At 62.6% G+C, this 19,604-nt stretch carries 20 protein-coding genes; 13 read left to right on the forward strand and 7 right to left on the reverse strand.

All coding sequences use genetic code 11. The annotated features are described in order from the left end of the window. The first annotated feature begins 16 nt into the window (after positions 1-16). Complete coding sequence (gene zwf, locus NCT04_RS21885) at positions 17-1,492, forward strand: glucose-6-phosphate dehydrogenase (protein WP_244828944.1); 1,476 nt, start codon at positions 17-19, stop codon at positions 1,490-1,492. Between the two features lie 35 nt (positions 1,493-1,527). Here zwf and NCT04_RS21890 read toward each other — a convergent pair whose 3' ends face one another. From NCT04_RS21890 to NCT04_RS21900, 3 genes are all read right to left on the reverse strand, one after another. Then, entirely contained in the window at positions 1,528-2,820 is a 1,293-nt protein-coding gene (locus NCT04_RS21890; RefSeq protein ID WP_250467683.1) for an FUSC family protein, read from the reverse strand. A gap of 87 nt (positions 2,821-2,907) precedes the next feature. Then, positions 2,908-3,549 (reverse strand): LysE family translocator, encoded by a 642-nt coding sequence (locus tag NCT04_RS21895; protein WP_250467684.1) that lies wholly within the window; start codon positions 3,547-3,549, stop codon positions 2,908-2,910. A gap of 125 nt (positions 3,550-3,674) precedes the next feature. Further along, positions 3,675-4,568, reverse strand: a complete 894-nt coding sequence (locus NCT04_RS21900) for a LysR family transcriptional regulator (protein WP_250467685.1) — start codon at positions 4,566-4,568, stop codon at positions 3,675-3,677. A 94-nt stretch (positions 4,569-4,662) separates the two neighbouring features. On the opposite strand from NCT04_RS21900, the gene NCT04_RS21905 reads away from it, so the two are divergent. The 3 genes from NCT04_RS21905 to NCT04_RS21915 all read left to right on the forward strand — a co-directional run bounded on the left by NCT04_RS21905 (position 4,663) and on the right by NCT04_RS21915 (position 7,459). After that, on the forward strand, positions 4,663-5,637 hold the full coding sequence (locus NCT04_RS21905) for an NAD-dependent epimerase/dehydratase family protein (RefSeq protein ID WP_250467686.1): 975 nt from the start codon (positions 4,663-4,665) through the stop codon (positions 5,635-5,637). A gap of 273 nt (positions 5,638-5,910) precedes the next feature. Further along, entirely contained in the window at positions 5,911-6,450 is a 540-nt protein-coding gene (locus NCT04_RS21910) for a nucleoside deaminase (protein WP_250467687.1), read from the forward strand. Positions 6,451-6,616: 166 nt separating this feature from the next. Next, positions 6,617-7,459: a class II aldolase/adducin family protein gene (locus NCT04_RS21915; protein WP_250467688.1), complete on the forward strand. Its 843-nt coding sequence runs from the start codon at positions 6,617-6,619 to the stop codon at positions 7,457-7,459. Here the strand turns inward: NCT04_RS21915 and NCT04_RS21920 are convergent, their stop codons facing one another. Further along, positions 7,460-8,233 carry an IclR family transcriptional regulator domain-containing protein gene (locus NCT04_RS21920; protein ID WP_244828951.1) on the reverse strand — a complete coding sequence of 258 codons (774 nt, stop codon included), beginning with the start codon at positions 8,231-8,233 and terminating at the stop codon, positions 7,460-7,462. Between the two features lie 282 nt (positions 8,234-8,515). Between NCT04_RS21920 and NCT04_RS21925 the strand changes: the two genes are divergently transcribed. Continuing rightward, entirely contained in the window at positions 8,516-9,922 is a 1,407-nt protein-coding gene (locus tag NCT04_RS21925) for an MFS transporter (protein WP_250467689.1), read from the forward strand. 73 nt (positions 9,923-9,995) lie between these two features. On the opposite strand, the gene NCT04_RS21930 is transcribed toward NCT04_RS21925, so the two are convergent. Next, on the reverse strand, positions 9,996-10,769 hold the full coding sequence (locus NCT04_RS21930; protein WP_250467690.1) for an SDR family NAD(P)-dependent oxidoreductase: 774 nt from the start codon (positions 10,767-10,769) through the stop codon (positions 9,996-9,998). A gap of 100 nt (positions 10,770-10,869) precedes the next feature. On the opposite strand from NCT04_RS21930, the gene NCT04_RS21935 reads away from it, so the two are divergent. Further along, on the forward strand, positions 10,870-11,784 hold the full coding sequence (locus NCT04_RS21935) for a LysR family transcriptional regulator (RefSeq protein ID WP_250467691.1): 915 nt from the start codon (positions 10,870-10,872) through the stop codon (positions 11,782-11,784). Positions 11,785-11,797: 13 nt separating this feature from the next. Here NCT04_RS21935 and NCT04_RS21940 read toward each other — a convergent pair whose 3' ends face one another. Continuing rightward, positions 11,798-12,847 carry a Gfo/Idh/MocA family protein gene (locus tag NCT04_RS21940; RefSeq protein ID WP_250467692.1) on the reverse strand — a complete coding sequence of 350 codons (1,050 nt, stop codon included), beginning with the start codon at positions 12,845-12,847 and terminating at the stop codon, positions 11,798-11,800. A gap of 382 nt (positions 12,848-13,229) precedes the next feature. Here NCT04_RS21940 and NCT04_RS21945 point away from each other — a divergent pair, with 382 nt between their 5' ends. Continuing rightward, positions 13,230-13,583 carry a Rieske 2Fe-2S domain-containing protein gene (locus tag NCT04_RS21945; protein WP_250467693.1) on the forward strand — a complete coding sequence of 118 codons (354 nt, stop codon included), beginning with the start codon at positions 13,230-13,232 and terminating at the stop codon, positions 13,581-13,583. Between the two features lie 10 nt (positions 13,584-13,593). Here the strand turns inward: NCT04_RS21945 and NCT04_RS21950 are convergent, their stop codons facing one another. After that, complete coding sequence (locus tag NCT04_RS21950) at positions 13,594-14,850, reverse strand: MFS transporter (protein WP_250467694.1); 1,257 nt, start codon at positions 14,848-14,850, stop codon at positions 13,594-13,596. A gap of 206 nt (positions 14,851-15,056) precedes the next feature. Here NCT04_RS21950 and NCT04_RS21955 point away from each other — a divergent pair, with 206 nt between their 5' ends. From NCT04_RS21955 to NCT04_RS21980, 6 genes are all read left to right on the forward strand, one after another. Next, positions 15,057-15,233 carry a hypothetical protein gene (locus tag NCT04_RS21955; protein WP_250467695.1) on the forward strand — a complete coding sequence of 59 codons (177 nt, stop codon included), beginning with the start codon at positions 15,057-15,059 and terminating at the stop codon, positions 15,231-15,233. Positions 15,234-15,302: 69 nt separating this feature from the next. Next, positions 15,303-15,602 (forward strand): DUF6723 family protein, encoded by a 300-nt coding sequence (locus tag NCT04_RS21960; RefSeq protein WP_244828959.1) that lies wholly within the window; start codon positions 15,303-15,305, stop codon positions 15,600-15,602. Positions 15,603-15,685: 83 nt separating this feature from the next. Then, positions 15,686-17,482: a thiamine pyrophosphate-requiring protein gene (locus NCT04_RS21965; RefSeq protein ID WP_250467696.1), complete on the forward strand. Its 1,797-nt coding sequence runs from the start codon at positions 15,686-15,688 to the stop codon at positions 17,480-17,482. 115 nt (positions 17,483-17,597) lie between these two features. Next, complete coding sequence (locus NCT04_RS21970) at positions 17,598-17,855, forward strand: hypothetical protein (RefSeq protein ID WP_250467697.1); 258 nt, start codon at positions 17,598-17,600, stop codon at positions 17,853-17,855. 25 nt (positions 17,856-17,880) lie between these two features. After that, entirely contained in the window at positions 17,881-18,210 is a 330-nt protein-coding gene (locus NCT04_RS21975; RefSeq protein ID WP_244828962.1) for a hypothetical protein, read from the forward strand. Between the two features lie 714 nt (positions 18,211-18,924). After that, the coding region (locus NCT04_RS21980; protein ID WP_250467698.1) for a hypothetical protein at positions 18,925-19,604 on the forward strand (680 nt) is incomplete at its 3' end.

Consider the following 19,604-nt stretch of genomic DNA (forward strand, 5'->3'; position numbering starts at 1 on the left):
CAACGGCTCACGCACCATGACGAATCAAACATCTTCCTCGAATGAACGCCCGCTCGACATGATCATCTTCGGCGGCGGCGGCGACCTTGCCGCACGCAAGCTGCTGCCCGCGCTCTACATGGCTCATTCGCATTGCAATCTGCCGCCCGACACGCGCATTCTCGCGATCGGGCGCAAGGACTGGACGCGCGAAGACTATCTGAAGAATTTCATGGAGAAGCAGTCGCGCCCGTTCATCGACGAAAAAGGCTTCGATGCGCAGTCGTGGGACAAATTCCTCGCGCTGTTCGATTACGTGCGCGTGGATGTCGAAAACCCGGACGACTTCCGCCGTCTCGCCGAAGCATCGCGCGAAAACGCGCAGCGCGTGTTCTATCTTTCGACCTCGCCGGAACTGTTCACCACCATCTGTGACAATCTCGCGGCAGCGGGTCTCGTGGACGAGCAGTCGCGCGTCGTGCTGGAAAAGCCGCTCGGTCACGATCTCGCCTCGGCGGTCGAGATCAACAACGCCGTCGGCAAGCGCTTCAAGGAAGAGCAGATTTATCGCATCGACCATTATCTCGGCAAGGAGACGGTCCAGAACCTGATGGTGCTGCGCTTTGGCAACGCCATCTTCGGTCCGCTGTGGCAAGCGCCTTACATCAAGAGCGTGCAGATCACGGTGTCGGAAACGGTGGGCGTGGGCAGCCGCGCGGGCTTTTACGACCACACCGGCGCGCTGCGCGACATGGTGCAGAACCACTTGCTGCAACTGCTGTGCATCGTGGCGATGGAACCTCCCGTCTCGCTCGATCCCGACGCCGTGCGCGACGAAAAGCTCAAGGTGCTGAAGTCGCTGCGGCCCATGTCGGTCGCGGATATCGCCCGCGACACCGTGCGCGGTCAGTATGCGGCGGGCGCGGTCGGCGGCGAGGCGGTGAAGGGCTATCTGCAGGAAGACAACGTGCCCGCCGAAAGCCGCGCCGAGACCTTCGTCGCATTGCGCGCGCATATCAACAACTGGCGCTGGGCCAACGTCCCGTTCTTCCTGCGCACCGGCAAGCGCATGCAGAACCGGCGCTCGGAGATCGTCATCGACTTTGCCGACTTGCCGTTCTCGATCATTCCGGCGGGTCCGCGTCATTACGGCAACCGGCTCACCATCACGTTGCAGCCGGAAGAATCCATCCAGTTGCAGATGATGGCGAAGGAACCCGGCAGCGGCATGCAAATGCTGCCCGTCAATCTGAACCTCGATCTGCAGCAGGCGTTCACCGAGCGCCGCGCGGAAGCGTATGAGCGTTTGCTGATCGACGTGATTCGCGGCCGTCTCACGCACTTCATGCGCCGTGACGAACTCGAAGCGGCTTGGGCGTGGGTCGAGCCCATTCTCAACGGCTGGAAGGAACTTGGCGACAAGCCGCGCGGTTATACGGCGGGAACGTTCGGCCCGGCGGCTTCATCGGCACTGATGGCGCGCGAGAATCTCGCGTGGGCCGAGGAAGCGTGATGCGTTGACTTCACGCTGACTTCGCGGCGGGCGCTTTATCGCATCATCGAGCGAGCGCCCTGCCGCGCGGACCACGCCGTGCCGACCGCCATCACCCAGGCGAGCACGACGATCCCGCACAGAATGCCGGACAGCCGCAGCACGGCGGGCATCGGGTCCGACGACCAATGGTGGTCCTGCACGAAGACCATGATGAACGCGATGCTAAACTGCCGCCCGACATAGCTCGCGCCCTGCGAGCCCGTCTGCACGTGACAGCCAAGCCACACGCCCGCGCACAGGGCGAGCATGCAGGCGAACGCGTTGTCGCCCAGCAGTGGCAAAAGCGCGAGGCTCACCGCTCCCGCCAGCAGACAGCCGACGAGCCGCTGCACCATGCGCTGCGTGACGGGTTTTTTCGTCGGCTTGTCCAGTGCGGATGCGGGCAAGATCAGCACGGCAACGGCCGTTACCATCGCCTGCGCGAAGCCGGGCAGATTCCACGCATACGCGAGCGCCGCGAGAATCATGATCGACCACGCGGACTGCCATGCCAGGCGCTTGCGCATGACGTCGGCAACGTGCTGCGCGTGCGCGGCTTCGAGCGCTTGCACGGCTTGCGCGGCATCGGAGGGAACGAGCGTGATGGCATGCGTGACGGCGAGGCTGTTGGCATTCACCCTGTCGGCCGTGGACGACGCCTGCGCGCCCGGCACGAGCGCCGCGCCACGCTTTTTCCGATAATGCTGCACGCCCGCGTGAAAGAGCGCCGACACGGCCACGCACGCCACGGTGCCAACGATCACCTCGACCACGCGCAGCACCGCGAACGAAGCCGTCGCCGATGCCGAATCGAGCCGATGCGCCTCGAACGTCACCATCAGCGCGGTCACCGCGCCGAGCACCCAGGCGTAGCCGGCATCCGAAACGAGCGCGCGAAACACCGAGAAGCCTGCGATCAACCCGAGCAGCGGCACGAAGAGCCACGGCACATCGCCGATGAGCGGCCCAGCCACCGCCCCGAGCAACGCGCCCGCCACCGTGCCGAGCACGCGATGCACGCCGCGTTGCGCGCACGCGGAGAACTTGGTCTGCATGACGGCGAAGCCGCTGATGGCGGCCCACCAGATGTGCGTCAAGTGAAACGCGTAGGCTAGCGCGACCGCGAGCGCCACCGAGAACATCGCCTGCGTGGCGAAGAGCGCGCGCTCGGGCGTCGGTTTGATCGCGATGAGTTCGCGGCCCAGCGAGACGAAGGCATCGCGCAGAACGGGCGCGAGCGCGTCCACGCCGCTCAGGGCGTCACGTTCGAGCGGCGGGGCGGCTCGGGTCGAGTTTTCGTTGGGCATTGTCCGAGCGTCTTCGAGGATGCACTTTGCAGCGTAGTCGCGATGCGGCCCGAGCGCAAAGGCAAGACAAAAAGACGGCGGATTGCGTCAGACCCGCGAAGTCAGCAGTCGAATGCCTGCAACTGCAAAGACGAGCGCGAGCGCGGCGTCGAGACCGCGCTGGATGCGCGTGTAGATGCGGCGCGCCGATGCCATCGAAAAAAGCGCGGCATAGCCGCCGAACACGCATACGCCGATACACAGACAGCCCGCGACGACCGCGAGCATGTGCGCGGTGCCCTCGCCCGCCGATGAGCCGAGCGCCGCCACCGACATCCATACGAGAATGGCCTTCGGATTGGTCAGATGCAGCAGCGCGCCGCGTGCATAGAGCTTGCGCGTGTCTGGTTGCCCAGTCGTTTCCACCGACGATGCACGGCGCGCCGGCCGCCACGCCGAGCGGCCCGACTTGAACGCGAGCCACAAGAGATACACGCCGCCACACAGCTTTACCGCGACGAGAAAGCCCGTGTATGCCGTCAACACGGCGGAAAGGCCGAGCGCGGCGAGCATCGCCCAGAAGAAGGAGCCGGAGATCACGCCCGCCGCGAAAGCGAACGCCGCGCGCCGGCCGGAAGTGCTCGCAATCGACATGATCGCGAGATTGCTCGGGCCGGGGCTTGCCGTGCCGACGAAATAAGCGGAATAGGCCAGCAGAAGGTTGGCGCTGACAAATGCGTGAGCAGACATGGAGTGGCTCCGGCGAGTCGAGTGTTTGCCGATGAGCGCGACTTTCGCGCCCGCCGATATTCTCGCCGACCGAAGCACCCCCGCACATGCACGATTCCCACGTGAACCGGCAGGCCAGTGCGTGATCAGTCCGCATAGCGCTCGATGCCATCCGCCAGCGCGTCGAACACGGCGCGGCAGCGCGGACTGCCGCGCAGATCTTCGTGCATCGTCACCCAGGTTTCGAGCTGAAACGTGAATATTTTCGGCAGCACGCGCACGAGCGACTCGTTGCGCCGGGCGAGCGCCACCTGACACATGCCGAGGCCCGCGCCCGCGCGGATCAGCGCAAGTTGCGCGAGGTCGCTGTCCGAGCGCAGGGCGAACGTATCGCGCGAAAATTCCGGCAGCGACTTGCTCGCTTCGCGTACGAAGGCGTTCGGCTGATCGAAACCGATGATCGCATGCCGATCCAGCGCCGCGACGTTGCGCGGCGTGCCATGCTTCGCGAGATAGTCGCGATGCGCGTGCAAGCCCACTTCGATCCGCCCGACGCGCCGCGCGACGAGTTGCGTCTGCTTCGGCCGCACCATGCGCACGGCGATGTCGGCTTCGCGTCTGAGCAGGTCCTGCACGCGATTGCTGAGGACGAGTTCGATCACGAGACGCGGATGCCGCTCGCGCAACGCCGCGAGAATGGGCGGCAACAGTTCGACGCCCACGACTTCGCTCGCCGATATCCGCACGGCGCCCTGCACGCTTGCGCCATCCGCATGACCCGTCGCGGCGCGTTCGAGCGATGCGGCCGTGCTGTGCATCGCCTCGGCATGCGCGCGCAGGTCGAGCGCGACATCGGTAGGTTGCAGGCCGGTTTGCGAGCGCGTGAACAAGCTTACGCGGAGCGCCTTTTCGAGCGCCTCGATATGCCGTCCCGCAGTAGGCTGCGTGATGCCGAGCGAACGCGCCGCGCCCGAAAGCGAACCTTCCTGCAAGACCGCCAAAAAAGTGCGGTACAGCTCCCAGCCAATACTCTCTGCCATACGAATTTGTATATCTGCTCAACGAGGTTAGGCAATTTTATTGTATCGCTGCACGGCACAGAATAAGGTCTTCGATCCATAAGAGGCGCAAGACATGACACACGGCGAACAGGCATTGGTGCTCGGGGCGAGCGGCGGAATTGGCAGCGAAGTGGCCCGGCAGCTGCGCGATGCGGGCTGGCGCGTGCGCGGCATGAAGCGGGGCGCACCCGACGCGCGGCCCGACGTGCACGGCATCGAATGGATTCAGGGCGATGCCATGAACCGCGCGGATGTCACGCGCGCCGCACGGGGCTGCGCGGTCATCGTGCATGCGGTGAATCCGCCGGGCTACAAGCGCTGGGCCGACTTCGTCTTGCCGATGATCGATCACACCATCGCCGCCGCGAAAGCCGAGGGCGCGACCATCGTGCTGCCGGGCACGGTGTACAACTTCGGGCCGGACGCGCTGCCCTTCATCGATGAGCGCGCGCCACAGCGTCCGCTCACGGAAAAAGGCGCGATACGCGTGGAGATGGAAGCGCGACTGGAACGCGCGAGCAAGGAAGGCGCGCGCGTGCTGATCGTGCGCGCGGGCGATTTCTTCGGGCCGAAAGCGGGCAACAACTGGTTTTCGCAGGGACTCGTGACGCCGGGCAAACCGGTCAGGAAAATCAGTTGTCCCGGTGCGCGCGGTGTCGGACATGAATGGTCGTATCTACCCGATGTGGCGCGCACGATGATCGAGTTGCTTCGACGCCGCGATACGCTCGCACCCTTCGCGCGCTTTCACATGGGCGGACATTGGGACGAAGACGGCATGCAGTTCGCTCGTGCTATCCAGCGCGTCGCCGCGCGCAACCGGCCGCGCATCGTCGGGTTTCCGTGGTGGTTGCTCGCGCTGGCATCGCCCTTCAATACGACGTTTCGAGAGCTGCGCGAGATGCGCTACTTATGGCGCACGCCGGTGCGCATGAACAATGCCTTGCTCGTCCATACGCTCGGCCACGAACCGCACACGCCGCTCGATGAAGCCGTCGAAGCCACGCTCGTCGGACTCGGCTGTCTCGATCTCGGCGAGCGCGCCTGACCGAAGCGCGGACTACTTCTGGGCGCAATGAAGCTCGGCTTCGTAAGCAGCCGAAGACGACGGCTCCCGAAAGCGCTCACCTTTAGACGCTCGAAAGCCGCCAAATCGATGGAAAAGCCCTTTGTTTTCAAGGCTCCGTGCCAACCGCGAGCATGCCTCCCGAATACCCTCACCTTTCGCGCTGATACACGTCATCCGCCTCGCACGCGCTAGCGGCTTTTTGCCTGCGCTATGCTGCCTTTCCTTCCAACGGCGATTGCAGGAGACAAGTCCATGAGCATTACCGCGCCCGCGCCCAAGCAGCAAAGCGACGCTTTTCCGCCGCAAGGTCTCACGCCCACGCGCGAGCAGATCATCCGGCATCTGCGGCATTCGAGCGTTATCGCCGAGCGTGCAACCTTGCTCGGTCATCATCCGTTCGGCGCGATCCTCGTCGGTCCTGACCAGGAAACCGTGTTGATGGAGCAAGGCAATGTCGATACCGTGAATCACGCGGAGTCGGTGCTCGCGCGCGTCGCGGCGCTCAACTTCACGCCAGAGTACTTGTGGAGCTGCACGCTCTATACGTCCGTCGAGCCGTGCTGCATGTGCGCGGGAACCGCGTATTGGGCGAATATAGGACGCGTGGTGTATGGACTGACGGAAGCGCGTCTGCTGGAAGCCACCGGCAATCACGAAGAGAATCCGACCATGAGCGTCTCGTCACGCTACGTGTTCGATCACTGCCAGAAGCCCGTCGAACTGATCGGCCCGGTTGCCGAAGTAGAAGACGAGGTGCTACGCGTGCAACGCGAGTTCTGGGCCAAACGCTAGACAAGCCTCTTGCAGTGCAACATGAAGCAAGCAAGATGGATTGGCCGTCATGCGTTGACTGCATACATGAGCCGGGTTCATGCATGGATGAACATCGATCGTTTGTCATCGGATCGCGGCGGGGAGACTATAACGATAACGAGGCAACAAACATTGGAGACCCGCCATGAACGAAGTGCTCGAAAAACCCACATTGTCGATCGTCAAGGAAGGCAAGGTATCGATCTATCAGCCGGAGCAGGAAGGGCTGATCTTTCCTGAATTGCCGGAATTCAAGAATGCGGCCGAACATCGGCAGTATTTGAAAGAGCGGCTAGTGGGTGCATGTCGCGCGTTCGCGCTGCAAGGCTTCGATTACGGTTTCGCCGGGCATCTCACCGTGCGCGATCCGGAAAACCCGGGCCTGTACTGGACTAATCCGATGGCCATTCACTTTTCGCAAGTGAAGGTGTCGAATCTGATCTGCGCGGATCACAAGGGCACCGTCGTCGAGGGCAATCACGCGATCAATCGCGCCGGCTTCGTGTTGCATGCGGCCGTGCATGAGATGCACCAGGATATCGTCGCCATGTGCCACGCGCACACGCTCTACGGCACCGCGTTCGCGTCGCTCGGCAAAGCGCTCGAACCGATCTCGCAAGACGCCGCTGCTTTCTTCGAAGATCACGTCGTGATCGGCGAGGAAGCGGGCAAGGTTGCAGTGGAAGTGAAAGGTGGCAACAAAGTCGCGCTCGCCTTCAAGGGCGTGAAAGCCGCGATCCACCAGAACCACGGGCTGCTCACGGCGAGCCGCCACAGTATCGACTCCGCGGCGTTCTGGTTCATTGCGCTGGAGCGCTGCTGCCATCAGCAACTGATGATCGAGCAAACCGGCATCACGCCTAAGCTCGTCACGCCGGACCGCGCGCGTTACAGCCGCGAACACGTGGGCAGCGACTATATCGGCTGGCTGCACTTCCAGACTATCTGGAACGACCTCGTCGCCACGCAGCCGGACATGTTCGACTGATCAGATCACGTTGAGCATGTTCAACGCCGTCTCCTGAAGCGGCGGCAAGACCCGAGCGAGCGCAGCCTCGCTCGTTTCTTTTCCGATCGGCATATTTGCCGACAAAGCCGCGACCACCTGCCCGTGACGGTTCTTCATCGGCACGGCGATCCCGCGCACGCCCACCTGCAATTGCTGTTCGATTGCAACGTAACCCTCCACGCGCGCCGCGCGAATCTTTTCGTACAACCTTTCCTTGTTGGTAATGGTGAGCGGCGTGAACGGCTTGAACTCCGTGGCGTCGAGCCACTTGCGCACCGCTTCCTCGTCCGGCTTGTGCGCGAGCAGAACGATGCCGCCCGACATCAACGCCGCCGGCACGCGCGCGCCGAGCACGAACCCGGTGGTCATGACGCGCGTCGAGCCGTTTCGCGCGATGATGACGAGATCCCATTCGTCCAGCACACTCACATACACTGACTCGTGGATCAGCGCGCTCAACTGCTGCAGATAAGGCTGCACGATACGCGGCAGCCGCGCCGAGTCGAAGTACGACCAGCCCACGCGCAACACGCGCGGCGTCAGGTTGAAGAGCTTGCCATCGGTTTGCACGTAACCGAGATGTGCCAGCGTCAGCAAATATCGGCGCGCGGCCGTGCGCGTCATGCCGGTGCGCACGGCGGCTTGCGTCGGAGTCATGCGAGCGTGCTGGTCGTCGAAGGCTTCGAGAATGGCTAGACCTTTCTCCAGTCCGGCGATCCAGTCGCGCTTGTCGAGTGTCGATGTTTTCGTCATGTTCGTTGCTCGAATGGGGCAGCCGGCGTGCACTGACAAAGCCGAAAGGTCAGTGCTAACCCCCAGTTCGGTCGATTATCGGACACACGCGTACGATTATCGCGCAAAATGCGTCATAAGTCGTTGCCGCGATCAGCCAGCGCTCTTATGCTCGAAACACTTCTGAGCGAGGCGTATTCCGGTGATCCGAATGCCCTGCCGCTCGGCCACGAGCAGCAGGCCAGAAAGCGGCGGCCTCGGTGGCAAACGGGTTCTACTCATAACCATTGTCGGAGACATTACATGGCTAGCCTTCAGGACGAAGCACACGGCGGCCGCCAGGCGAAGAAAGCGACGGCGAGCGGCTGGATCGGCTCGGCGCTCGAGTACTACGACTTCTTCATCTACGCCCAGGCGGCAGCGCTCATCTTCCCGCAGTTGTTCTTTCCCTCGGGCAATCCGAAGGTGGCTATCGTCGCGTCGCTCGCGACTTACGGCGTGGGTTATGTCGCGCGTCCTATCGGCGCATTCGTGCTCGGCCATCTGGGCGACACCCACGGCCGTAAGAACGTCCTGCTGGTCTGCATGTTCCTGATGGGCTTTTCCACCATGGCCGTGGGCCTGTTGCCGACATATCACAGCGTCGGCATGCTCGCACCGACCTTGCTCGTGATCTTGCGTCTGGTTCAGGGCTTCGCCGTGGCCGGCGAAATCTCCGGCGCAAGCTCGATGATTCTCGAACACGCGCCTTTCGGACGACGCGGCTTCTTCGCGAGCTTCACGTTGCAAGGCGTGCAGGCGGGCCAGATTCTCGCCGCCGCCGTGTTCCTGCCGCTCGCGTACTTCATGCCGGAAGACACGTTCAACTCATGGGGCTGGCGCATTCCGTTCCTGCTGTCGGCGGGCGTGCTGGTCGCGGGTTACATCATCCGTCGCGAGGTTCACGAAACGCCGGCGTTCACGGCAGAAGGCAAGCACGGCGATCTGCCGAAGTCGCCGATCAAGGAAGCGTTCGCCAACAGCACGCCTGACATGCTGCGCGTGATCTGCATGGCGCTCATGAACGTCATTCCCGTGGTCGCCACGATCTTCGGCGCGGCTTACGCGGTGCAGGCTTCCTACGGCATCGGTTTCTCGAAGAGCGTGTATCTGTGGATTCCGGTCGCGGGCAACATCCTCGCCGTGCTGGTGATTCCGTTCGTCGGCAATCTGTCGGACAAGATCGGGCGCCGTCCGCCGATCATCGTCGGCGCTATCCTGTCGGGGCTGCTGTCGTTCGCTTATCTGTGGGCGATCAGCATCCACAACGTGCCGGTTGCCATCGTCATGTCGCTGCTGATGTGGGGTCTCGTGTATCAGGGCTATAACGCGATTTTCCCGAGCTTCTTCCCGGAACTGTTCCCGACGCGCTCCCGCGTTTCGGCCATGGCGATCGCGCAGAACATCGGCACCACCATTACCGCGCTCTTGCCCGCCCTCTTCGCAGCGGTCGCGCCGCCGGGATCGAACAATATTCCGATGACGGTCGGTTGCATCACGCTGGTGGTCACGATCATCGCGGCGCTTGCAGCATGGTCGGCTCGCGAGACCTTCCGCGTTCGCCTGAACGATCTGGGCAAGCCGGACGCCGTGCCGATGACCCAGCAGGAATACGACCGTCAGCGCGCCGACTCCATGGCCGTGGAAAAAACCGCCAAGGCGCACGCCTGATCAGAAAGAACACGCGATGTTGGAGTGATTGCCGGGCTTTTCGAAGCCCGGCTTTTTTTCGTCCGGCACGAACTCATCTGTCGATACGCACGCCCGACAGACGCTCGCAAATGCCGATCAGGCGGTCCTGCATGGCTTCGTCGCGCGCGGCCGGATCGCACGAGCGCTCACGCAGATGGAAGAAGTAGCGGCCCGATACGCGCGCCTTGTCGTCGTCGCTGGCTGCGAGCCACGCTTGCGTGCGATGCGCCTTGTCCATGTCGTCGGGCGCGGAAGCGCCGCCCATCTTCGTCGGCACCCAGCCGGGTTCTAACGCGTTGGACAGCACATCCGGCCAGTAGCGCGCCACCGCCAGCGCGAGCAGCACGTCCATGAACTTGCTTTCGGCATACGCGAGCGAGCCGTTCCAGCGGCGTTGCGTCCATTCGATGTCGTCGAGATTCGCGGGCGTGCCGTGATGCATGCCGGAACTGAGATACACGAGCCGCGATGGCTTCTCGATCAGCGCCGTCAGCACATACGGCGCAAGCACGTTGATGGCGAAGACATGCGGCAGGCCATCGACGGTTTCGATACGGTCCGGCTCGCGATACCCCACGCCCGCGTTATGAATGACGGCATCGAAGTGTCCCAGCCGGTTGACTTGCTCCGCCACGCCGCGCGTGGCTTTCAGACTCGCGAGATCGCCCGTGACGACGCCTTGCGCTTGCGGCAGGACAGTGCGTGCGTCCTCGGCGCGCGCCGCGTTGCGCGCATGCAGCACCACGGCATGCCCTTGTTCGATCAAAAGACGCGCGGCCATGAGACCGAGCCCGTCGCTCGATCCGGTGATGAAAATTCGTGACATGCAACGCTCCTATGGCGATTGATCCAGAGCCCATTCTGCGCGTGAAGGCGTCGCTTCGCGATAACATGAAAGCCATTTCATCGATGACGCGGAGGCATGAATGGCGGGCTTCAACGAACGCATCCTGAACGGCATCAGCGTGTTCGCGGCTATCGTCGATGCAGGCACGTTCGCCGCCGCGGGCAACCGTCTCGGCATGTCGCAGCCCGGCGTGAGCCGCGCCATCGCCCGCCTGGAAGCGCGTTTGAGAGTGCGGCTATTCGATCGCACGACGCGCAGCGTGTCGCTCACCGACGACGGCCGGCGCTTCTTCGAACAAATCATGCCGCATCTGAACGGACTGGAAGAAGCGGCGGCCACCGCTTCGGGCGGCGCGACCGCCGTGCGCGGCCGGTTGCGCGTGAATGTCGATCCCATTTTCTCGCGCCTCGTGCTCGGGCCGAAGCTCTACGCGTTCATGGACGCGCACCCGGAGATAGAACTCGAACTGATCACGAGCGACCGCCTTGGCGACATGATCGCGGACGGCTTCGATCTGGCGATCCGTTTTGGCGAGCCGCGCGATTCGAGTCTCGTCGCTCGCAAGCTGCTCGACACGCCGGTGCGCACCGTGGCCGCGCCTTCATACATCGCGCGATGCGGACGGCCCGCGACACCGCAAGCGCTGGAAAGCGACGCGCATACGTGCGTCGAGTTTCGCGATCCTGAAACAGGGCGTCCGTTCGTGTGGGAGTTTCACCGCAAGAAGAAGCGCATGACCGTCGATACGCGCGGCCGCCTCACGCTCAACGATGTCGGCACCATGTTGAGCGCCAGCCTGTCGGGCTATTGCGTCGCGCAGATTCTCGAACTCGGCTCCGAACATCTGTTCACGGAAGGCAAGTTGATCGACCTTTTTCCCGACTGGCCCGACGAGCGCTTCCCGCTGTACGCGTACTATCCGTCGCGGCATCATCCGCCCGCGAAGACGCGGGCGTTTCTCGATCTCGTGATTTCGCTTGCGCAGACGAAGTGAGGCCGTTCGTCATTCAGGCGAGCGCCACGGACTTTCCAGTGCGAGCGCTTTCGATGATAGCGGCCAGCGTCGCCGCGTTATCGAGACTCGCCTGCGCGTAGAACTCGATGGCCGCCGTATCGTGCGTGGCGACCATGCGGGCGAACGCTTCCGCCGTGAAGAAGAAGCCGCTGCCCGTGTCCGCCTGCACTACTTCGAACGGCACCGAATTGGGAATGCCGCGCCGCACGCGCAACTGGCTCGGCAGATAGCCATACGGATGCCCGTGCGTCAGATCGCTCGTATGGTTGAGATACTCGGTATCGATCGTGCCTTCGGAACCGACGATCGTCGCATATCGATGATTCGCGCCATCCATTGCGCAGGAGAGTTGCGCGCGGCGGCCATCGGCATAGATGAGCGTCGCCATGAGGCTGATGTCGACCTTGGTATCGGCCCACGTCGCCACGGCCTGCACGCTTTGCGGTGCGGTTCCGGTCACGAGGCGAATCAGGCTTAGCGGATAGCTGCCTGCATCGAGCAGCGCGCCGCCGCCGAGTTCCGGCTTCATGCGGATGTTCGCGCCCGGGTTCCCGACAGTGAAGCCGAAGTTCGCCTGAATGGCGCGCACCGCGCCGATGGCGCCTTCGCCGATCAGCGACATCATCTGCGCGGTCTGCGGCTGGAAGTACCACGGGAAGGCTTCGAGCAACAGCACGTCGTTGCGCTCGGCGGCCTCGAACATGCTTACGGCTTCGTCGCGGGACAACGCGAGCGGCTTCTCGCAGAGGACGTGCTTGCCGTGGTTTGCTGCCTTGATTGCCCATTCGGCATGCAGGCTATTGGGCAAGGGAATGTAGATGGCATCGACATCAGGGCTGGCGAGCAGTGCTTCATAGCTGCCGAACCATGCGCCGATTTCGTTCGCTTCCGCGAATGCTTTTGCGTTGTCGTCGCTGCGGCTCGCCACCGCGACGATGCGCACGTTTTCGCTTGGCTGCACGTCACGCGCGAATTGCCTGGCGATATTGGCGCCGCCGAGAATACCGAGGCGCAAGGGCGATGAGGCTTGAATCGATGACAAGGCAGCTCCTTACTTGAACGAGAGAAATGAGTGGAATCGATCAGGAACCGTATCACAGCTTGACTGCGCGGCGCTTCATGTACGTGCGAAAGGTGAGGGTTTGCGGGATCGTGTGTTTGGGCGCCTCAATTGCCTGGATTTCGCTTCATTGGATGCGCTGCTCGAAACGCGCGAAGCGTTGCTGCATAAGGACAAGCGGCATGACGCTTGGTTTGCTCACGCTCCGCGTATGGACGCGCTCTTCGACCAAAGGTGAGCGTTTTCGGGGAGCATGTCTGCAGACAATTAGCGCGATAACCTTAGGCGCCCTTGGGCTTATCGCTTAAGCTCAGGAGGAAGCGTAAGGCGCGTTGCCCGTGCAAACACAGAGAGTCGTTGGCGTATGAAGTCGTTGAAACTGCAGGAAATGTCTGGATGGGCTCACGTGTGCACGTCGGAGAACGTGCCGTGCGAAGCGGCGCGAGCCGTTTCGTATGGAGATAGACGACTCGTCGTGTGGCGCGATGGCGAAGGCGGCATCCATGTCTGGGACGATGCTTGCCCGCATCGAGGCAATGAACTGTCGACAGGACGCGTGACGGGCGGGTTGATCACGTGCGCATCGCATGGCTGGCGCTTCGATAGCAACGGTCAGCATGTGCGACCGCTGACGGTCGCATCGTCGTGCCGCGATGACTCTTACGCGAGAACATATGAAGCTCGCGAACACGACGGCACGATTCTCGCGATGCTTTGAGGACCGCGTATCAGCGAAAGAGCGGTGACGAATCCACATCCGCGAGCTTCGACAACTCTTCGCCACGTTCGTCGCATGCCTGCCGGATCTGGCCGCCGTAGCCAATCCATATCGCGAACGATGCCACCGACACGCTGCCAAGCAGCATGAACGCAACCGGATAGCCGAACAGGTGCGCGAGCCATCCGCCAATAAGCGGACTCAGACACGCGCCCGCTGCCTGAACGCCCTGCACCGCGCCCTGCCCCAGATTCACGCGACCGCTGCCATGCAGAAGATGCACGACAAGCGCCGGCACGGCCACGCTTTGCAAACCGGCGCCAATGCCGTCGAGAATCTGCACGGGAAGAATGCCCCATGGCGGCTCTAACCACGCTGCCGTCACCGCGCGCAACGGCAAGGTCAGAAGCGTGACGAGAATGATCCACCAGAAGCCGAAGCGCCGCGTCAGACGGCTCGCGAAAGCCGCCGCCAACAACATGACGACCTGCGCGATCACGATATTCGCCGCCGTGATCTGGCTTGCGCCCGCTTTGTGTGTCGATGCGACCGCGAGACTGTAGAGCGGCAGCATCGCCGAATTGCCGAGGTTGAACGCGGCAAGCGCGATGGCCAGCAGGAGCAAGGGCCGATTGCGCACGAGGATACTCGCGCTGTCGGTTTGTACCGGCGCGTTGTCGTCGTTGTCATCGCGAGCAATACCGCGTGCGTGATGCCTATGCACGGAACGCGCGGGAATAAGGAACGCAGTAAGCACGCAGCCCACGCCGAAAGCCGCGCTCAAGGCAAACACATAGACGATGCCAAGCCACGCGCCAAGCCATCCAGAAAGCAAGGCAGCAGCAATATTGCCCGCATGATTCGCCACCTGATTGCGGCCGAATTGACGGTCGAAGTTTTGTCTTCCGACGATGCCAAGCGTCAGCCCCGCCAGGGCCGGTCCCATGGCGGCGCCCGCCACTGCCGTGGCGATCTGCGAAAGCGTGACAGGCCAGAAGCCTTGGCCCAGCCAGATGATCACCGCCGCCAGCACCGTCAGCGCGCCGCCCGCGGCCACGATGCTGCGGCGGCGCGTGGTGGCGTCGACGAGCGCGCCCGCGGGCGCCGTCACCAACATGCCGACGATGCCCGCGATGGTCAGCACCGTGCCGATCTTTTCCGACGTCCAGCCATTGGCCAGCAGATAGATGCCAAGGAACGGCCCGACGCCGGCTTGTACATCCGCCGCGAAGAAACTGACGGCGATTAGAGGAAAAGTCGGCTTCACGCGATAAACCACCGCGATGCAGACAGTTCGAGGTCAGGCGGATAAGCGCAGGTCACTTGCTGATCTCCCGTAGTTGGCGGTCGAGGAGCAAAGTTCGCGCCAGTGATCGGTCGTCGCGCATCCGCCAGACACGTCTCGCCGCGCGACGGTACGCCGATTGCTCGAACAATGACGATGCAATCGAACCATCGCGACCAGGTGACGAAATGAAGCGCACTGTCCTGCCGACACTCATCCTCGCCATCGCGATGGTCTCGCTCACAACCGGCTGCAAGCGCGACACGGACACAGCCGCTTCGACCACGCCCACATCCTCCGCGCCCGCAGCGGCAAGCTTCCCTGCGACGGCCGCAAGCGATACGCCGGGCGGCGCCAGTCAGTAAGCCATATGGCTCGAATGCGGCACAACGAATGCTTATCGGATTTTCAAAGTTCATCGACCTCCACGAATCATGAAAGAGCCAGTTTCCGGACGAGCCAAGCTCGTGCTGTTCCCGCATAAGAAGGATCGCAATGCAAAGCCGGGTTTGACCGATGACGACTACGCGATTTACGCGTCATATCGGCCGCATGTGGGAGGCGGTTATGTCGGCACGCTGAAAGTCGTGCGCTTGACGGATGCCCGCTTGCTCTTTCCCTTCGAGGGCGCGGAAGATATTGGCCCGTTCGATTCGAAGCAGACGGCAAAAGATGCTGCCGTGCTGCGCGGCCGGGAAATCGTCCAGGCCGATTTGCAGGTTCCCGAGCTTTAAACGCAGCATTCTTTATCTCTGCTACGTTGCGACATCGCGACGTACGCGTGCGCTTTTTGCTTCGTCATCCGGAGAAAAATTCCATGTCCACTACTGTCGGCGATTTTCTGATCGACCGTCTGCACGCCTGGGGCGTGCGCCGTATTTATGGCTATCCCGGCGACGGAATCAATGGCGTCTTCGGCGCCATGAATCGCGCGAAAGGCAAGATCGAATTCATTCAGGCGCGGCACGAGGAAATGGCCGCGTTCATGGCATCCGCACATGCGAAGTTCACGGGCGAGCTGGGCGTGTGCATCGCGACATCGGGACCGGGCGCGGCGCATTTGATCACCGGCCTTTACGATGCGCGGCTCGATCACATGCCAGTGCTCGCCATCGTCGGCCAGCAGGCGCGCGCCGCGCTTGGCGGTCATTATCAACAGGAAGTCGATCTGAGCGCGTTATTCAAGGATGTCGCGGGCGCGTTCGTGCAACAGGCAAGCGTGCCTTCGCAGATACGGCATCTCGTCGATCGCGCGGTGCGCATCGCCATTGCCGAGAAGCGCGTGACCGCCCTCATCCTGCCGAACGATCTGCAGGACCTCGACTATGAAGCGCCCGGCCGCAAACACGGCACCTTGCATTCGGGCGTGGGCTATCGCGCGCCGAAGACCGTGCCGTATCCCGCTGACTTGCAGCAAGCCGCCAATGTGCTCAACGCCGGCAAGAAGGTCGCGATACTCGTCGGCGCGGGCGCGTTGCAGGCAACCGATGAAGTCATCGCCATTGCGGAAAAACTCGGCGCGGGCGTGGCCAAGGCGCTGCTGGGCAAGGCTGCATTGCCGGACGATTTGCCTTTCGTGACCGGTTCCATCGGCTTGCTCGGCACCGAGCCGAGCTACAAGCTCATGACCGGATGCGACACGCTGCTCATGATCGGCTCGGGTTTTCCTTATGCCGAATTCCTGCCGAAGGAAGGCGCGGCGCGGGGCGTGCAGATCGACCTGAAGGCGGACATGCTGAGTATTCGCTACCCGATGGAAGTCAACCTCGTCGGCGACAGCGCCGAAACCTTGCGGGCACTTCTGCCCTTGCTTGAAGAGAAGACGGATCGCTCGTGGCGCAAGGACATAGAAGGATGGATGAGCGACTGGTGGAAGACGCTCGAAAAGCGCGCGCTCGAACCCGCTACAACCGGCGTGAACCCGCAGCGCACCGTGTGGGAATTGTCGCCGCGCGTGCCGTCGAATGCCATTGTCACGAGCGATTCCGGCTCGTGCGCGAACTGGTATGCGCGCGACCTCAAGGTGAAACGCGGCATGATGTGCTCGCTCTCGGGCGGCCTTGCATCGATGGGCGCGGCCGTGCCCTACGCCATCGCGGCGAAGTTTGCGCATCCCGAGCGGCCGGTGATCGCGCTCGTCGGCGACGGCGCCATGCAGATGAACAACATGGCCGAGCTCATCACCGTGGCGAAGTACTGGAAACAATGGTCCGATCCGCGCTGGATCTGTCTCGTGCTCAACAACCAGGACCTGAATCAGGTGACATGGGAGCAGCGCGTGATGGAAGGCGATCCGAAGTTCGAGGCATCGCAGGACATTCCATCGGTGCCGTATCACAAGTTCGCCGAGATGATCGGCCTCAAAGGCCTGTATGTGGACGATGCCGAACGCATGGCCGCCGTGTGGGACGAGGCGCTTGCATCGGACCGGCCTGTCGTGATCGAAGTCAAGGCCGATCCCAATGTGGCGCCGCTGCCGCCGCATATTACGCTGCAGCAAGCGAAGGCGTTCGCGACCACACTCTTGAAGGGCGATCCAAACCAGGGCAACGTGATCGTCGATACGGCGCGGCAAGTCCTGGGCGCTGTGCTGCCGGGGCATCGGGACAAATAGCTTTCGATGCGACGTGATGCATTGCGGCGGCATAACCGTTGCTGCGTTATTTGCGTAACCGTTGCAACTGTGCGGCCGACCTTCGGCGCACTGATCCTCGATCAGGAGTAAAGAAATGAATAGCGAACCTTCGGACCCGGTGGAACGCGCGGACCAGCGTCGCGAAGCGATTGGCAAAGGCGACGTGAAGGAGAAGGCCGACGGCACGATCGAACAGCGCGAACACGGAAACATGGATGCATCGCTAGTCCCGAAGGGCAAGGACCATCCAGAGCAAGGGCCTTACACGCCGGAGAACGATCATATCGATCCCGATGTCGATCCGGACGCCGGGCCCGATCATCCATCGAGCAAGCGCGATTCGGAAGCGTGAGTCTTATCGAAAAAGGAGAGATGCCATGAAGATCAGCAAGCAGCTCGTTCTATGCGCACTCATGTCGGGGTTGTCCGGCGCGGCGTTCGCTCAAAGCGCGCAAACACAGCCGGGTGCGAGTCATGGTCCGGCCAGCCCCGGACAGGTCAATAGCGATATGACTCGCTCGGGCACCGCCGATATCACCACTGGTAAATCGGCAACGGGTGGGTCCTATAACGGCACGAGTGCCGCGGGTCGTGGCACGAATCAGGGCTCGGGCGGCATGCAGCCGCGCGTAACCGGATCGGGCGGCGGTAGTTCGAATGGCGGAACGAGTCCTTCAACCAACGGCGGCGGTGGACAGGGCTTCTGATAACCGATCGCTTGCGCAATGCGGCGGTGTTCGATGGTTCGGACACCGCCGCTTTTTTTATTACGCGCTTGAGGAAGTTATGCGGTGTGGACCGCATAACGATTGCCATTGAATCTTTCGATAACCATCGAATTAACTTTCAACTAGCATTCGTTTCGAGTGCTATACCGTGCTCATAAGTGCGTTCGATGTGCTTCCAATTAGTTAGGATGCCGACTATTTTCACGATTTTCCCGTTGCTGATCGATGCATTTCTCCCATTGCGGCAAGGCAAAATTTCCGCTGATGATCGGCTCCACGTGGTAACTGCAACCGTGTCTTTTGTGGCTTATGCAAACGTTTTCTGAGAGGTCGCGCACGCCCTGCTACATGGCCGCCCGGCGCTAGGTTGAGTAACGCACAGAACGACATCCTGAGACTGCCATTCTTGCCCCACATCGCGTTAAACGCCTCACCGAAGCGTCGCGATAGCCAAACTACGGGGAAGACATGAGGAACCCAAACAAATACAAATTGAGGACGGCGCTCAAGCTTAGCGTGATCGTTATCGCGGCTGCGGTGTCGAATCTTTCACATGCTCAGACAGCCACGGAGGCTTGCAATAACCTGACATCGGCGGCATGCGCGAATGGTGTCGTTGGCGTTGCGCCGGCGGCAGTGTCTGCTGCAACGGACCCGCAAACGCGCGCTCAAGCCGCCGTTTTGCCGGGACGGATGGTTGGACTTCCAGCGGGTAACCGGAGCGGGACATCCGCTGGTGCTGCGGGTACTTCGAGCAGCAATGGCGCGAGCACGGGTAGTGGAACCGCTAGTGCTGGAACGGCGGCTGGTCAGGGATCGACCGGAGGGCAAGGTGCGGGGTCGACTGGTTCGCATGGTGGCTCGAGTTCCGGTAGTACGGGGTCTGGTTCTGGGTCGGGTTCGAGTTCGGGTGGCGGGAGCACGGGGTCGGGTGGTGTAGGCGCTGGTGGTGGTAGCACGGGCGGTGGCAGCACGGGCGGTGGCAACACGGGTGGTGGCAGCACGGGTGGTGGAAGCACGGGTGGTGGCAGCACGGGTGGTGGCAGCACGGGCGGTGGCAGCACGGGCGGTGGCAGCACGGGCGGTGGCAACACGGGCGGTGGCAACACGGGTGGTGGAAGCACGGGCGGTGGCAACACGGGTGGTGGCAGCACGGGCGGTGGAAGCACGGGTGGTGGTAGCACGGGCGGTGGCAGTACGGGTGGTGGAAGCACGGGCGGTGGCAGCACGGGTGGTGGTAGCACGGGCCATGGCGGCGGCAGCTCCGGTCACGGCGACGGCGGTCATGGCGATGGTGGTCACGGCGACGGCGGTCACGGCGACGGCGGTCACGGCGACGGCGGTCACGGCGACGGCGGTCACGGCGACGGCGG

It is taken from the genome of Caballeronia sp. GAFFF2 (assembly GCF_023631485.1).
Lineage (GTDB): Bacteria > Pseudomonadota > Gammaproteobacteria > Burkholderiales > Burkholderiaceae > Caballeronia.

What these genes read in the sequence shown, in the direction of transcription:
- NCT04_RS21910 (WP_250467687.1), top strand. Translation starts at nt 5,911, where the DNA reads ATGAGCATTACCGCGCCCGCGCCCAAGCAGCAAAGCGACGCTTTTCCG.
- NCT04_RS21905 (WP_250467686.1), top strand. Translation starts at nt 4,663, where the DNA reads ATGACACACGGCGAACAGGCATTGGTGCTCGGGGCGAGCGGCGGAATT.
- NCT04_RS21920 (WP_244828951.1), bottom strand. Translation starts at nt 8,233, where the DNA reads ATGACGAAAACATCGACACTCGACAAGCGCGACTGGATCGCCGGACTG.
- NCT04_RS21945 (WP_250467693.1), top strand. Translation starts at nt 13,230, where the DNA reads ATGAAGTCGTTGAAACTGCAGGAAATGTCTGGATGGGCTCACGTGTGC.
- NCT04_RS21960 (WP_244828959.1), top strand. Translation starts at nt 15,303, where the DNA reads ATGAAAGAGCCAGTTTCCGGACGAGCCAAGCTCGTGCTGTTCCCGCAT.
- NCT04_RS21925 (WP_250467689.1), top strand. Translation starts at nt 8,516, where the DNA reads ATGGCTAGCCTTCAGGACGAAGCACACGGCGGCCGCCAGGCGAAGAAA.
- NCT04_RS21890 (WP_250467683.1), bottom strand. Translation starts at nt 2,820, where the DNA reads ATGCCCAACGAAAACTCGACCCGAGCCGCCCCGCCGCTCGAACGTGAC.
- NCT04_RS21965 (WP_250467696.1), top strand. Translation starts at nt 15,686, where the DNA reads ATGTCCACTACTGTCGGCGATTTTCTGATCGACCGTCTGCACGCCTGG.
- NCT04_RS21900 (WP_250467685.1), bottom strand. Translation starts at nt 4,568, where the DNA reads ATGGCAGAGAGTATTGGCTGGGAGCTGTACCGCACTTTTTTGGCGGTC.
- zwf (WP_244828944.1), top strand. Translation starts at nt 17, where the DNA reads ATGACGAATCAAACATCTTCCTCGAATGAACGCCCGCTCGACATGATC.
- NCT04_RS21935 (WP_250467691.1), top strand. Translation starts at nt 10,870, where the DNA reads ATGGCGGGCTTCAACGAACGCATCCTGAACGGCATCAGCGTGTTCGCG.
- NCT04_RS21895 (WP_250467684.1), bottom strand. Translation starts at nt 3,549, where the DNA reads ATGTCTGCTCACGCATTTGTCAGCGCCAACCTTCTGCTGGCCTATTCC.
- NCT04_RS21970 (WP_250467697.1), top strand. Translation starts at nt 17,598, where the DNA reads ATGAATAGCGAACCTTCGGACCCGGTGGAACGCGCGGACCAGCGTCGC.
- NCT04_RS21975 (WP_244828962.1), top strand. Translation starts at nt 17,881, where the DNA reads ATGAAGATCAGCAAGCAGCTCGTTCTATGCGCACTCATGTCGGGGTTG.
- NCT04_RS21915 (WP_250467688.1), top strand. Translation starts at nt 6,617, where the DNA reads ATGAACGAAGTGCTCGAAAAACCCACATTGTCGATCGTCAAGGAAGGC.
- NCT04_RS21955 (WP_250467695.1), top strand. Translation starts at nt 15,057, where the DNA reads ATGAAGCGCACTGTCCTGCCGACACTCATCCTCGCCATCGCGATGGTC.
- NCT04_RS21930 (WP_250467690.1), bottom strand. Translation starts at nt 10,769, where the DNA reads ATGTCACGAATTTTCATCACCGGATCGAGCGACGGGCTCGGTCTCATG.